The organism is Chthoniobacterales bacterium (genome assembly GCA_039930045.1).
Classification (GTDB): Bacteria; Verrucomicrobiota; Verrucomicrobiia; order Chthoniobacterales; family DASVRZ01; genus DASVRZ01.
The window spans coordinates 242,598-255,692 of sequence record JBDSQB010000003.1; the positions used below are offsets into that span (position 1 = coordinate 242,598).

Genomic DNA, 13,095 nt, shown 5'->3' on the forward strand with positions numbered 1-13,095 from the left:
GGCCCGCACCGGAGGCCGATGCTAATATTTCGCGGCCAAGTTCGATTTCGGTCTTACTCGAATGCAGCCCGTTCAAAAATCCAAGCCACGCCGGAAAAGCTCCAGAGTCACATCGCGTTCGCGGTGATGATCCACCATCGGCAGCGGGTAATTTCTCGCCAGCGGCAGACCCGGCGGTTCGCAAAATTTCCTCGGCTCCACCTGCGCCAGCTCCGGCAGCCAGCGCTGAATGAATTTCCCCTCTCCGTCGAACCGCGCCGTCTGCAGCCACGGGTTTTGAATGCGGAAATACGGCGCGGCATCGGCCCCGGTTCCGGCGCTCCATTGCCAGCCGCCGTTGTTCGAGGCGATCTCGCCGTCCACCAGTTTTTGCATGAAATACCGCTCCCCTTCGCGCCAGTGAATGTGCAGGTCCTTGGTCAAAAACATCGCCGTAATCATGCGCAGTCGGTTGTGCATAAACCCGGTCGCATTCAACTGCCGCATCGCCGCGTCCACGATGGGAAAACCGGTTTCTCCCGCGCACCAGCGGGCGAACGCGGCGTCATCCGACTTCCATTCGACTTGGGCGTATTTCGGGTTGAAATCCGACTCCAGAACTTCGGGAAAATGCCAGAGGATTTGCAGGTAAAACTCGCGCCAGATCAGTTCGTTGATGAAGACTTCCGCGCTTTTCCGCTCGACGGCGTTGCCTCGGGCCGCAGCCTCGGCGCTCCTCCAATAAACCTCGCGCGGCGAAATCAGCCCCCAGCGCAAGTCTTGGGAAAGTCGCGAACCGCCGTCGATCTCAGGCAGGTTGCGAGTCGCATCGTATTGGAAAATTTTGCGTCCGAGGAAATTTTTCAGTCGAGTGCGGGCGGAATCTTCGCCTGCCTCCACGATGTTCACGCGACCGGCCAGACCCCGGGTTTCCAGCGTCGGCAACGGCAACGAGGAAATGTTTTCCGGTGTTCGGATGGTGCTCAACTTCGGCAGCGATCCGGGCTTCGGCAGTTTGCGCCAGGCCTTGGCATACGGCGTGAACACCCGGAAAACGCCGCCCGTTCCGGTGCGCACTTCGTCGCGCTCATGAATCGCGATGTCCTGGCAGAGCACGAGTTTGCAGCCTTCCTCCGCCGCCATTTTCGCAACGGCGACCTCCGTTACCCGCCCAAACGGATCGGGATCGCGGTTGGTAAAGATGGAAGTCGCCCGCGTTTCCCGGATCAGCTTGCGGAGTTCCGCGACCGCGCCGCCCTGTCGGACGATCAGCCGGCCTCCAATCGTGGCGAGATTTTTTGCCAAAGACTCCAGACAGCCGCAGAGAAATTGCTGACGCGCGAGACCGGTCCAGGGGTGATTTTTCCGCCAGTTGCTCAAGATGTAAACAGGGACGACTTCCATTCCACTCTGCGTGGCAGCGTGGAGGGCGGTGTTGTCCGTCAGGCGCAGGTCGCGGCGAAACCAGTGAATGTGCATCACCTGCGATACGTTCGGAGGGCTCGACAGGGCGCCGACGGTTTCGCTATTTTGGGCGAAATTGATGGAATCCCTCGGCATTATCGCTGGCAACGGCGCGTATCCCTTTGAGCTGGCGCAACGTGCCCGCGCCGCCGGGGTGAGGCGAATCGTGGTCGCCGCCTTTGAAAACGAGACGCGGCCCGAACTCGCCTCGCAGGTGGACGAAATCACCTGGATTCGCGTCGGCCAGCTCGGGAAAATGATCGGGATTTTTGAGAAATCGGGCGTTCAGGATGTGATCATGGCCGGCCAGATTGCGCCGAAGAATTTGTTTGATCTGCGGCCCGATTTTAAGGCGTTGCTCTTGCTCGGACGACTGAAGGAGCGCAACGCGGAAAGCCTTTTTGGCGGCATCGCCGACGAGCTGGCCAAGAGCGGAGTTACATTGTTATCAGCGACGACGTTTCTGGAGGATTCGCTCGCGCCGGAAGGGCACATCGCCGGGCCGAAACTGAAGAAACGCACCATCGACGACCTCGAATACGGCTTCCGCATCGCCAAGGAAGTGAGCCGGCTCGACATCGGGCAGACGGTCGTCGTTCGCAACGGCACCGTGCTCGCCGTCGAGGCATTTGAGGGGACAAACGACGCCATCCAGCGCGGTGGAAAAATGGGCAACGGCAGCGCCGTGATGGTGAAAGTGTCGAAGCCGGATCAGGACTTCCGTTTCGATGTGCCGGTCATCGGTTTGCAAACCCTGGAAACCGCCCAAGCCGCCGGCGTGATTGCGATCGGAGTCGAATCTGGCAAAACGCTTTTGCTGGAACGCGCCCAACTTCTAGCCGACGCGGCAGCCCGCAAAATCACGCTCTTCGGTTTGTAACTTTATGACTAAAATCCGCTCCGGCATCGTTGGCGTTGGCCACATTGGCAAATTCCATTCCCGCATTTACTCCGAACTCGCCGCCGCTGGTGAAACGACTTTCAGCGCGATCTACGATACGAATTTCGACAACGCCCGCGCTGTCGCCGAACAATATGGAACTCGCGCCGTCGAGACGCTGGAGGAATTTTCCACGCTGGTCGATTGCGCGTCCGTCGCCACGCCGACGCCATTTCACTTCGACACCGCCGGGTTTTTGCTGGAGCGCGGCATTCATTTGCTCATCGAAAAGCCGATCACCGAAACGACCGAGCAGGCGCAGAAACTGGTCGCCCTCGCGAAGGAAAAAAAACTCATCCTGCAAGTCGGCCACGTTGAGCGTTTCAACCCCGTGATGGCCGTCCTCGAAAAACACCTCAACCACCCGCGCTTCATCGAGGCTCATCGACTTTCTCCCTACCCTAATCGCAGCGTGGAAATCGGCGTCGTGCTCGACCTCATGATCCACGATCTGGAGGTCATTTTGCATCTCATCAAGTCGCCGATCAAGTCGGTCGATGCGGTCGGCATCCCGGTCTTGAGCAAGCGCGAGGACATCGCCAACGCGCGCATTCGTTTTGAAAATGGCTCCGTCGCCAATGTCACCGCGAGCCGCATCAGCCCTGAGAAAATGCGCAAGCTGCGGGTCTTTCAGGAGGACGCTTATCTATCGCTCGATTACGGCGAACAATCGGGCGAAATCTATCGCAAGGACGGCTTCCAGATTGTGCGCGAAGTCGTGCCCATCGAACGCGACGATGCCCTCACACGGCAGTTGCAAAGTTTTCTAACTTGCGCGCAACAAGGCATCCAGCCGCGCGTCTCCGGCAACCAGGCCGCCGCTGCACTGGAACTGGCGATTCGCATCACGCACGCCATCGAAGCTTCCCCTTTTGGCGACAAGCTGCCGGAATGAAAACCAAGTTAGAAATCCCTCGTTCCCAAGCTCCAGCTTGGGAACGCACTTGTCTTGGAAGCTCCAGCTTCCTAGCCACACCTGACACGCAAGATTCGCGAGCCTCAATGGACCACCAAGCCGACGAAGCAGAGCTTCGGGGACACTCGCGTTCCCAAGCCGGAGCTTGGGAACGAGGAATCTGGTGATGAAACACCTCTATCTAGTCGCTGGCGAACTCAGTGGCGACGCTCATGGCGCGTCGTTGATGCGCGCTTTGCAGGCGCAGTTAGGAGAGGTTAGTTTCTCCGGCGCGGGCGGTCCTGAAATGCAGTCGCTGGCCAGCGGACCTTTCCTCGAATGGACCAGTCACGCAGTAGTCGGGCTCTGGGAAGTGATTAAAAACTACGGCTACTTCCGCCGCGAATTTCACCGCATGATCGGCGAGATCGGCGCACTGCAACCCGACGCCGTCATTCTCATCGACTACCCCGGCTTCAATCTGCGACTAGCCAAAGCCCTGCGTGCAAAAGTTCCCGCGTTAAAAATCATCTACTACATCAGCCCGCAAGTCTGGGCCTGGAATCGACGCCGCATTCCGAAGATGGCCCGCTGGCTCGACCTCATGATCTGCCTGTTTCCGTTCGAGAAAGAACTCTATGAGGCGAGCGGACTGCGCACCGAGTTTGCCGGTCACCCGATGTTAGATGAACTGGAGAAAAAACGACTGCCCGATGTTAGTCGTGATTTGACTTCCATCGGACTCTTTCCCGGCAGCCGCGAGCGTGAGGTTAGGAAGATACTACCCATTATGTTAGAAGCGGGTCGGATTCTCCATCGGCGCCACCCGGAATTGCGCTTCGCCATTCCCGCCGCCAGCGAGAAATTACTAACCTTGATCCGCGAAATGACCGCTGGTTTTCCCCATTGCGAAGTCACCTTACGCAACGCCTATCCGCTCATGCAAACCTGCGGCGCGGGCCTGATCGCCTCGGGCACCGCAACGCTGGAAGCCGCCTTTTTAGGCCTGCCCTACGCGCTGCTTTACAAGGTGAGCCCCCTCACCTACGAAGTCGGACGCCGCGTCATTCGTGTGCCGTTTTTGGGAATGGTTAACATTCTCGCCGGGCGCGAAGTCATCCCGGAATTCGTCCAGAAAAAAGCCGATCCGACTTCCATTGCCATGTCGGTGGAATCCTTCCTCTTCGATCCGCAGAAACGACTGCAACTCGAATCGGATTTGCGCAACGTCATCGCGATGTTAGGAGAACGTGGCGCCGCCAGCAAAGCGGCGCAGGCCGTCTGCGAATTGCTAACATGAAGATCACACCCGAGCGGCTGGAGGAACTCTGGAAATCGCCCGTCAACTGGCGCGCGGGATTATTCTATCATTGCCCGGAGGACCCGCGGATCATCGTTCCCAAGCGGCAGAAATGGCGCGGCTGGACGATTAATTTCGCCCGGCGCGGCGCAATTCCGGTGTTAGTCGGCTGTGTTTTGTATGTCACCGTGCCTTTGGGTTATGTGGCGTGGCTGGGTTACATTCTTACCTGGGTCTGGTGGACGACGCTCGCTGTGATCATTCTGCTCATGTATCCCATGTGCTGGTATCTCGCCTCGCCCCGGCGTTTCCGGGATTAAACCAGTTCATCCGGCTTCCGCCGGCACCACGGCAGGACGCCGGTAAAGGAGAGTCCGCAGGCACCCGCCATCGCTCCGACGGCCGAGCCCAGAATCATGATCGCGCCGTATTTGCGGCCCACCTCTTCTCCTGCCCGCCGTCCGATTTTGTAACCCTCTTCGGAGTTGGTGGCTCTGGCCTCCCGCGCTGCGGAAGCGCCCACGATGCCCCCAATGACCAGACTGGAACCGAGAAAAAGGACGATGACGAAAAAGATAAAGAGGAAGGACGCAGTGACGAGGCGTTTGAAGAGCAGCATGGCGAGGAGACTGGCAGAAAACACCGGGTAGGACAGCCAAAAAGGCCGGTCGCAGGGCAAACGACTCAGGTCGTCGATGAAACGACCCAGGTTCCCAGCCAAACGACCTCGGTCGTCAGCGAAACGACCCAGGTCGTTGGCCCGACGACCTGGGTTGCAGGGCGGACGACCTCGGTCGTTTAAGCGCCGGACTCGGTCGCTCGAAGAACGACTGAGGTCGCTTTTGGAAACGACCTGGGTTGTTTGGCCAGCGACCGGGGTTGTCGGGAAAGAAGGCCGTGCCGAGCGGACGCGGAAAACAGTTGTCGCGGGGCGGGGTTGATTGTTGTCTAACCCGGATGAGTTTTTTCCCATGAGCGTGGTCATTCCTTTTTCTGAGGCGAGTCAGATTCGATTGAAACTCGGACTTCCCGAGAGTCGGCGGCTGGTTTTTACCAATGGCTGCTTCGACGTGCTCCATGCCGGGCACGTGCGTTACTTGGAGGGCGCGCGCAAGCTGGGCGACGCGCTGGTGGTGGGGCTGAATGGAGATGACTCCGTGCGCCAGCTCAAGGGCGAAAATCGTCCGATCAATGGCGAGGACGACCGCGCCGAGGTGTTGACGGGCCTCCGCTCGGTGGATGCGGTGGTGATTTTTCCGGAGGTGCGGGCGACGGCCTTGATCGAAAAACTGCGGCCCGATGTGTATGTGAAGGGCGGCGATTACACGGTGGAATCGCTCAATCCCGAGGAGCGGGCGGTGCTGGAATCCATCGGGTGCGAGATCGGTTTCGTGCCGCTGGTGCCGGGGCGCTCGACGACGTCCACGCTTGCCAAGATGCGCGGTTCTGCGGAATGATGCCGCCCCCAATGTCTGAAATATCCGAAGCATCCCCTGAATTGACTCCCCCTCGACCGCTGCGTATCGGCGTGCTTGGTTCCGGTACCGGGAGTAATTTCCGGGCGCTGGTGGAGAAGAAACGCGAGTCGGGTCTGGATGTGGAATTTGTCTGCGTCGCCTCCGACGTGGCGGGCTCGGGTATTCTGGAGTTTGCCCGCGCGGAAGGCCTGCCGGTGATTGCCATCGAACCCGGCAAATACAAGGCATCGCTGGAGCCCGAGGTGGAAAATCAACTTGTGAGATCGTTGCAAGAACGCCAGGTGGAACTGGTGGTGCTGGCGGGTTTCATGCGCATCCTAAAACACGGCTTGCTGGAGGCGTATGCAGGTCGAATCATTAACATTCACCCCTCGCTGCTCCCGAAATATCGCGGGATGCAGGCGTGGAAACAGGCCCTCCTGGCGGGCGAGACGGTGACCGGATGCACCGTGCATTACGTGGACAACGGCGTCGATACCGGAGCGATCATTGCCCAAGCCGAGGTGGATGTGCTGCCCGACGACACAGCGGAAACTCTCCATGCGCGCATTCAGAAGGCGGAGCATCTGCTGCTGCCGCTGGTGGTGGAGGAAATCAGCTCCCATCGCGAGGAATATCTCGGTGCTGGAAAAAATTAGCCATTTCCCCACGAGAAAGGCTTGCCAATAATCAAGAGCACGGTAAAAAGAACTCCTATGAAAAAGATCGAAGCCATTATCAAGCCGTTCAAAATGGAAGACGTAAAGGAGGCTCTAACGGAAATCGGGGTCGAGGGCATGACTGTGAGCGAAGTTAAGGGATTTGGCCGCCAGAAGGGCCACACCGAAATTTATCGCGGAAGCGAATACACCGTGGATTTTCTGCCGAAGGTGAAGTTTGAGATCGTGCTGGCCGACGAGAATGTCGCCAAGGCGATCAAGGCGATCGTGGACGCCGCCCGCACCGGCAAGATCGGTGACGGCAAGGTGTTCGTTCTCCCGGTGGAAGATGCCATCCGCATCCGCACCGAGGAACGCGGCGAAAACGCCATCTAACATTTCTGTCCTGCGTATTCGCAGTTATCCGCTGACCATTGGCGCAATCAATGGCAGCTAGGAAAATCTGAATGTTCCTGCCTTATTGGTTAGTCGTCGTCTTGCTCGGAGTCATCGAGGGAATCACGGAGTTCATCCCGATTTCCTCCACGGGCCATCTGCTCATCGCCGAACATTTGCTCAAGCTCGATCCGCAAAGTTTCCTGCGTAGCGACCTCTTTAATGTGGTCATCCAGGCTGGCGCGGTGCTGGCCGTTCTGCCGCTCTTCAAGGATCGTCTCGCCATGCTCACCCGCTGGCGGGAACCGGCCAGCCAGACGTTGATCGCCAAGATCGCCACGGCGTTTTTCATCACCTGCGTCGGCGGCTTCATTATTGACAAGAAGGGAATCAAACTCCCCGAGCAAGCCACTCCGATCGCGCTCGCCTTGCTCATCGGCGGCGTGCTTTTCATTGCCGTGGAAATGTTCCTTCGGGGAAAAAAAGGCGCGACTCAGATCTCCTGGAACGTCGCCATCGCCGTCGGACTGGCCCAGCTTCTCGCCGCTGTCTTCCCGGGTGCATCCCGGTCTGGCTCGACGATTCTTTTCGCGCTCGTCCTCGGAGCAGCGCGGCCACTGGCGACGGAGTTTTCCTTTCTCGTGGGCATTCCGACGATGCTCGCAGCCAGCGCGCTAAAGATTTTCAAAGCTCTGCATCACCCCGCGCCCGGCAGCCCGTCACCGGATTGGGCGGTTCTCGTTGTGGCCTCCGTCATCGCCGCCGCTGTCTCCTTTGTCGCGGTGAAATGGCTGCTGCGCTACGTCCAGAGTCACACCTTTGTCGGCTTCGGCATTTACCGGATCGCGGTCGGCGTTTTCCTGCTTCTGCTGGCTAGCTTTCACCTGATTTAACTTATGAACATCACCCCACAATTTGTCATCCCCGACGTCCAATCTGCCCTCCTCTGCGAAGATGTCCGGCAGGAAATGAACGGCGTTAACTCCCTCATCGGCGTCATCAACGTCATCCCCGCGCCGCAAGTGCCGTTCGGTATTTTCAAGCTTTGCCTCTGGACTCGCTGGGTCAGCGGCCTCGGCAAATTCAAGCAGACCTCCCGCATTCTCTCTCCCGACGAACAGAAGGTGCTCGGCGAAGCGACGATTGATTTCGAGTTGAAGAGCCTCGAAACGCACGCCACCAACGTCCATTTCTTCGGCGGCCTGCAATTCACTGAATACGGCATGCACACAGTCGAGATCCACATCAATGGCAACCTCAAGCTCCGTTTCCCGGTCCCCGTGATTCAGGCGCGTCCGCCACAGCCGCAGTCGTAAAGCCCAGAGTCGAGTTGCATTTCGCTCACGGGCGAGGTGTCACCTGATTGTCACATTCAGGCGGTTTTCATTTGGTGCCGCCGGATTATCTTTGTTAGTTTTCCACGACCATGCCCGAATACTCCCGCCACATCATTGCCAATTTCGACGCCGCGCTGACGAGTCTGCGCAACGATGTTCTGATGATGTCCAGTCTGGCGGAGGCGAATCTGCAAAACGCCGTCAACGGCCTGCTCCGGCGCGACAGCGATCTCTGCAATATCGCCATCGCCGACGACGAGGAGATCGACCAACTCGAGAAGCAGGTGGACAAGGACGGCATCGACATCATGCTGCGTTACCAGCCAGTCGCGACCGATCTGCGCCGCGTCGTGAGTGCGATGAAACTCAGTTCCAACCTCGAGCGCGTGGCCGATCAGGCGGTGAACATTGCCCGTCGTGCCAAGAAGTTGAATCAATTTGCCGAGCTGCCCGAGTCGAAGGACATCGAGCCGATGTTTCACGCCGCCAGCGCGATTCTGCGCGACAGCCTCCGCGCCTTCACTGACGACGACACGGAACTCGCCCTTTCCCTGAAGAAACGCGACAAGGAGCTGGACGCGATGAACCGCGAATTCATCAGCAATGTCACCGACCAAATGGCGGCGCATCCTGGGGAAATCAAAGGTTACCTCAACCTCATTTTCATCTCCCGTTTTCTCGAGCGCGTGGGCGATCATGCCACAAACATCGCTGAGGACGCCGTCTGGGCCGTGCATTCGGAGGACATCCGCCACACTTACAACACGCCGCAGTAAGCGAAATTAGACTCGAATGCGTCCGGCGAGGGCGCGAGTGAGAGTCAATTCATCCGCTCCCTCCAGCCCGCCGCCGACGGGGATTCCCTGAGCGATGCGGCTGACCTGCACCCCGGATTCTCGGAGCAGATCGCTCAGATAATTCGCCGTCGCCTCGCCTTCCACATCGGCATTCAGCGCCAAAATGACCTCGGGCGGGTTTTCCTCGCGCACGCGGTGGAGCAATTCCCCAATCCGCAAATCCTCGGGCCGCACATGATCCAGCGGGGAAAGCCGACCACCGAGGGAGTGATACGTTCCGCGTAAACTCCCGGTTCGTTCCAGCGGCAGAATGTCGGTCGCCTGCTCCACCACGCAGATCGGACCCGCGTGACGCGCCGTGTCGGAGCAGATTTCGCAGAGTGGTTCGACCGCGAAAAAGCCGCACTTCGTGCATGCCTGAATCGTCGTGGCAGCCTTCGCGATGGCCTCGGCGATCTCGTTGGCTTTCGACTCCTTCGAGCGCAACATCCAGAGCGCGATGCGTTCGGCACCACGCGGGCCAATGCCGGGCAAACGCTTCAACTGCACGATCAGCGCCCGGATCGCCTCTGGATAATCGATGCGCGCCACTTCAGTGCGAGGTGAGTTTTTCCAGCCGCTTCAAATAGTAACGCACTACGGCATCGTCGCCCGATTTCTGAAACGCCGACAGCGCCTCCGCGAAACGTTTTTGACGGAAGAAAATGACGGCCTCCCAGAAACGATCCCGCCGCGCGACGGCTTCCTCCGAAGCGAGCCGGGTGAGCGCCAGCGGCTCGAAAATCTCCACGCCGATCTCCGACGACGGCAGCGTGAGAAAATCCACCGGACGCAGGACGACTTGATCGCGCACCAGATCGGCGGTGGCCAGATCGACCAGAACTTGCGAGCCGAAGGTCGTGTTCGCCTGACAGAGCGCGTCGGCTTTTTCAAAAGCGGGGCCGCGCATTTGCCAGTGATTCGTCAGGAGTTCGCCAAAGACTTCTCCGGTGGCCACGCCGACCTGCCAGTCGGAGGTAAGGTTCAAAGTCGATTCGACGGCGTTCACTGCGGACAAGCCGAGTTCCAATGGCATGTTCCAGACGGCGAGCAGGCGGTTGCCGGTCTGCAATTCCACCCAGGCCGAAGCTTCGCGCAGGCGGCGGGCCGTTTCCTCCACCCGGCTCCAGTCGCTGCCCAGATAACGTGCGCTGAGAATAGTCGCCGGACGCGTCTTTGGCGAGATCGCGTCGTGTTGCAGGAGCAGGCGCGCGATGGATTCGCTGGAAAGATGTTTGCCAAAAACCTCGCGAACGAGTCGCTGGCGTTTGCCCACAGTGGAAAACCGGTAGGCTGCGATTCCCAGCAAGGCGGCCACGATTCCCACGAGCCAGGTGAATGGCGGGACCCACATGCCGGCGAGTGCGCCGACGGCGGCGGCAGAGACGGGTTGCAGGAGAATGGCCAAAACCAGCCCGAGACGAAACCGCGACGACGTGACTTCCATTCCTATCACCGCTGTGCCGCACGCGAAAAGCACCGTGCAAAGCACCTCCACCCAGAGCGGAAACGTCCCGTGCCCGACCGGCAGATGCAGCGCCGCCAAGAGGTGCGCCTCCCAACTCTGATACAACCCGCCGAGACGTCCCAGCAGCGCGACTCCAGCCGCCACCAGACCGATCAACCAGATCATCGCACGATGCGTCATGATTCGAATCTAACCCGACTCTAGCTCGCGGCGTCGGCGCTGACTTTCTGTGCCAGTTTCGCCGCAGTCTCCGCCTCCAGACCGACTCCGGTCCAGGTGATCTCGTTGTCTTTGATCGCGTAATAAATTGTCCGGCTGACGCCTTTCACCTGATACTTTTGATCCCAATCCTTCTCCTGCGCGACGACGATGGGAAACTTCACCCCCCGTTTCACCGCCTCAGCCTGGATCGCCTTTGCATCCTGCGAATCGATCACCTGGGCAAAGACCCCGAGCTTCGGATATTTCGTCGCGAGCGCCTGTAACTGCTCCAGGTCGCTCCAGAAAGCGGCGTCGCCCAGCTTGCCAAACGCGACCACTTTCGCCGACTTCGCGCCATACGCGCAGACCTGGCAATAGGTGTCTCCCGTACGGGTGTTTTTCACCTCATAGGGAGTGAGGCTGTCGCCTAATTTGAGAGCCGCCGAAGCCGAAACGACCGTGGTCAGGAGCGCGAGCCCGGAGAGAAAATGTTTCATGGAAAAGCAGTGTATGCGGCTCCTCCGCGTCGGCAAGCGGTTAGTCGGGATGGATGGGGCGGGAAATTTTAGGATTGACCTTTCGGTTTCAGACCGTTTTTCTGTTCGGCCCTTGAAATACCTGCCCCTTCTCCTCGCCATTCTGCTTCCCGCGTGCGCCAGCCGCCCGAGCAAGCCGTGCCCTGCCCCGACCGCCGCCATTGCGGGCAAACACCGCGTCATTCGCACCACCGCCTACAGCCATCAGGAGGACGGCAACCGCCGCAACGCCCTGAATAAACGCCTCAGTTGCGGCCAGACCTACAGCGCGTCTGCCGACTGGTCGCGCTATCCGGCGGGCACCGTTTTTCGCCTTGCGGAGAATGGCCGCACCTATCTCGTGGACGACTACGGCTCGGCTCTGGTCGGCACCGACACGATCGACCTTTACGTGCCCTCCCTCAGGGAAATGAATCGCTGGGGTGTGCGCCAGGTTCACATCGAAGTCCTGCAAATGGGCAGCTTTTCCGAAAGTCTCGCCACGCTGCGCCCACGGGCGAAACGCGGTTACGTCCGCAGAATGGTGCGTGACCTCGAGAGCAAAGTCCTCTAACTTTTTCCCACCATGAAAATCCTCGTCACCGGCGGCGCCGGCTACATCGGCAGCATCTGCGTTGAACAAATGATCAACGCTGGACACACCATCTCCATCTTCGACAACCTTACCGAAGGCCACGGGCGCGCCGTGCATCCGCAGGCCACCTTCTACAAGGGCGATCTCCAGGAGGCCACCACCATCGACCTCGCCATCCAGGCCGCCAAGCCCGATGCCGTCATGCATTTTGCGGCCAACGCCCTCGTCGGCGAGTCCATGACGAACCCCTCAAAATACTTCCACAACAACGTCGGCGGCGGGCTCAATCTCCTCGACGCCATGGTGAAGCACGGGGTCAAGCGCTTCGTCTTTTCCTCCACTTGCGCCACTTTCGGCATCCCCGAGACCGTGCCTCTCGACGAATCGCTGCCGCAAAAGCCGATCAATCCTTACGGCGAATCCAAGCTCATCTTCGAGAAGATCCTCCGCTGGTATGGGGAAATCCACGGCATCACCTACGTTGCCCTTCGCTATTTCAACGCCGCCGGTGCCACCGAGACCTACGGCGAAGACCATCGCATCGAGACCCACCTCATCCCGAATATCCTCAAAGTCGCCCTCGGACAGAAGGATCACGTCGAGATCTACGGCACCGACTACCCGACGCCCGACGGCACCTGCATTCGCGATTACATTCACATTCTCGACCTCGCGCAGGCGCACATGCTCGCCCTCAACGCCACCACGAGCACTTTCTACAACCTCGGCACCGGCGGCGGCACCTCCGTTCGCGAAGTCATCGCCAGTTGCGAGAAGATCACTGGGAAACCCATTAAGGTTATCGAGAAAGAACGTCGTGCTGGCGATCCGCCGCGCCTCGTCGCCGCCAGTGGCAAGATTCAGACCGAACTCGGCTGGAAACCACAATATCAGGACATCGACACCATCATCGCCAGCGCCTGGGCCTGGCACCACCGGAATCCCCTCGGCTACGGCGATTAAGCGGCTGCGGCATTAAACCCCGCCTGCGTTCAACTTTGTCGTTTGAGCGGACTTCGATCCGCATCAGGGAAGCTGAGGTCGCTGTCTGTT

17 protein-coding genes are annotated in these 13,095 nt (G+C 59.2%); 12 read left to right on the top strand and 5 right to left on the bottom strand.

What is annotated here, in order from left to right; translation table 11 throughout:
* Positions 1-72 precede the first annotated feature (72 nt).
* On the bottom strand, positions 73-1,458 hold the full coding sequence (locus ABIT76_04160) for a deoxyribodipyrimidine photo-lyase (GenBank protein MEO7932335.1): 1,386 nt from the start codon (positions 1,456-1,458) through the stop codon (positions 73-75).
* 64 nt (positions 1,459-1,522) lie between these two features.
* On the opposite strand from ABIT76_04160, the gene lpxI reads away from it, so the two are divergent.
* The 4 genes from lpxI to ABIT76_04180 all read left to right on the top strand — a co-directional run bounded on the left by lpxI (position 1,523) and on the right by ABIT76_04180 (position 4,898).
* On the top strand, positions 1,523-2,323 hold the full coding sequence (gene lpxI, locus ABIT76_04165) for a UDP-2,3-diacylglucosamine diphosphatase LpxI (protein ID MEO7932336.1): 801 nt from the start codon (positions 1,523-1,525) through the stop codon (positions 2,321-2,323).
* 4 nt (positions 2,324-2,327) lie between these two features.
* Positions 2,328-3,278: a Gfo/Idh/MocA family oxidoreductase gene (locus ABIT76_04170; protein ID MEO7932337.1), complete on the top strand. Its 951-nt coding sequence runs from the start codon at positions 2,328-2,330 to the stop codon at positions 3,276-3,278.
* A 187-nt stretch (positions 3,279-3,465) separates the two neighbouring features.
* Positions 3,466-4,578, top strand: coding sequence for a lipid-A-disaccharide synthase (lpxB, locus tag ABIT76_04175; GenBank protein ID MEO7932338.1), 1,113 nt, complete (start codon positions 3,466-3,468; stop codon positions 4,576-4,578).
* Complete coding sequence (locus tag ABIT76_04180) at positions 4,575-4,898, top strand: DUF5808 domain-containing protein (GenBank protein ID MEO7932339.1); 324 nt, start codon at positions 4,575-4,577, stop codon at positions 4,896-4,898. The genes lpxB and ABIT76_04180 overlap by 4 nt, the downstream gene beginning before the upstream one ends.
* Here the strand turns inward: ABIT76_04180 and ABIT76_04185 are convergent.
* Positions 4,895-5,299, bottom strand: a complete 405-nt coding sequence (locus ABIT76_04185) for a hypothetical protein (GenBank protein ID MEO7932340.1) — start codon at positions 5,297-5,299, stop codon at positions 4,895-4,897. The two genes, ABIT76_04180 and ABIT76_04185, sit on opposite strands and share 4 nt — an antisense overlap.
* A gap of 250 nt (positions 5,300-5,549) precedes the next feature.
* Here ABIT76_04185 and ABIT76_04190 point away from each other — a divergent pair, with 250 nt between their 5' ends.
* The 6 genes from ABIT76_04190 (at position 5,550) to phoU (ending at position 9,203) form a co-directional block, all read left to right on the top strand.
* A complete protein-coding gene (locus ABIT76_04190; protein MEO7932341.1) occupies positions 5,550-6,035 on the top strand; it encodes an adenylyltransferase/cytidyltransferase family protein in 486 nt (161 codons plus the stop codon).
* Between the two features lie 41 nt (positions 6,036-6,076).
* Positions 6,077-6,694 carry a phosphoribosylglycinamide formyltransferase gene (gene purN / locus ABIT76_04195; GenBank protein ID MEO7932342.1) on the top strand — a complete coding sequence of 206 codons (618 nt, stop codon included), beginning with the start codon at positions 6,077-6,079 and terminating at the stop codon, positions 6,692-6,694.
* 57 nt (positions 6,695-6,751) lie between these two features.
* Positions 6,752-7,090 carry a P-II family nitrogen regulator gene (locus ABIT76_04200; protein ID MEO7932343.1) on the top strand — a complete coding sequence of 113 codons (339 nt, stop codon included), beginning with the start codon at positions 6,752-6,754 and terminating at the stop codon, positions 7,088-7,090.
* 71 nt (positions 7,091-7,161) lie between these two features.
* Positions 7,162-7,983 carry an undecaprenyl-diphosphate phosphatase gene (locus tag ABIT76_04205; protein MEO7932344.1) on the top strand — a complete coding sequence of 274 codons (822 nt, stop codon included), beginning with the start codon at positions 7,162-7,164 and terminating at the stop codon, positions 7,981-7,983.
* 3 nt (positions 7,984-7,986) lie between these two features.
* Positions 7,987-8,406, top strand: a complete 420-nt coding sequence (locus ABIT76_04210) for a hypothetical protein (GenBank protein MEO7932345.1) — start codon at positions 7,987-7,989, stop codon at positions 8,404-8,406.
* A gap of 110 nt (positions 8,407-8,516) precedes the next feature.
* Entirely contained in the window at positions 8,517-9,203 is a 687-nt protein-coding gene (gene phoU / locus ABIT76_04215; GenBank protein ID MEO7932346.1) for a phosphate signaling complex protein PhoU, read from the top strand.
* A gap of 6 nt (positions 9,204-9,209) precedes the next feature.
* Here phoU and recR read toward each other — a convergent pair whose 3' ends face one another.
* Genes recR through ABIT76_04230 form a run of 3 tightly spaced genes read right to left on the bottom strand, consistent with a single transcriptional unit; the run spans position 9,210 to position 11,429 of the window.
* The gene (gene recR / locus ABIT76_04220) at positions 9,210-9,815 is read right to left on the bottom strand and encodes a recombination mediator RecR (GenBank protein MEO7932347.1); all 606 of its coding nucleotides are present in this window, start codon (positions 9,813-9,815) and stop codon (positions 9,210-9,212) included.
* Position 9,816: 1 nt separating this feature from the next.
* Positions 9,817-10,911 (bottom strand): hypothetical protein, encoded by a 1,095-nt coding sequence (locus tag ABIT76_04225; GenBank protein MEO7932348.1) that lies wholly within the window; start codon positions 10,909-10,911, stop codon positions 9,817-9,819.
* 20 nt (positions 10,912-10,931) lie between these two features.
* A complete protein-coding gene (locus ABIT76_04230) occupies positions 10,932-11,429 on the bottom strand; it encodes a hypothetical protein (protein MEO7932349.1) in 498 nt (165 codons plus the stop codon).
* A 112-nt stretch (positions 11,430-11,541) separates the two neighbouring features.
* On the opposite strand from ABIT76_04230, the gene ABIT76_04235 reads away from it, so the two are divergent.
* Both ABIT76_04235 and galE read left to right on the top strand, forming a co-directional pair.
* A complete protein-coding gene (locus ABIT76_04235; GenBank protein MEO7932350.1) occupies positions 11,542-12,021 on the top strand; it encodes a 3D domain-containing protein in 480 nt (159 codons plus the stop codon).
* Between the two features lie 12 nt (positions 12,022-12,033).
* The gene (gene galE / locus ABIT76_04240) at positions 12,034-13,005 is read left to right on the top strand and encodes a UDP-glucose 4-epimerase GalE (GenBank protein ID MEO7932351.1); all 972 of its coding nucleotides are present in this window, start codon (positions 12,034-12,036) and stop codon (positions 13,003-13,005) included.
* The last annotated feature ends 90 nt before the right edge of the window (positions 13,006-13,095 follow it).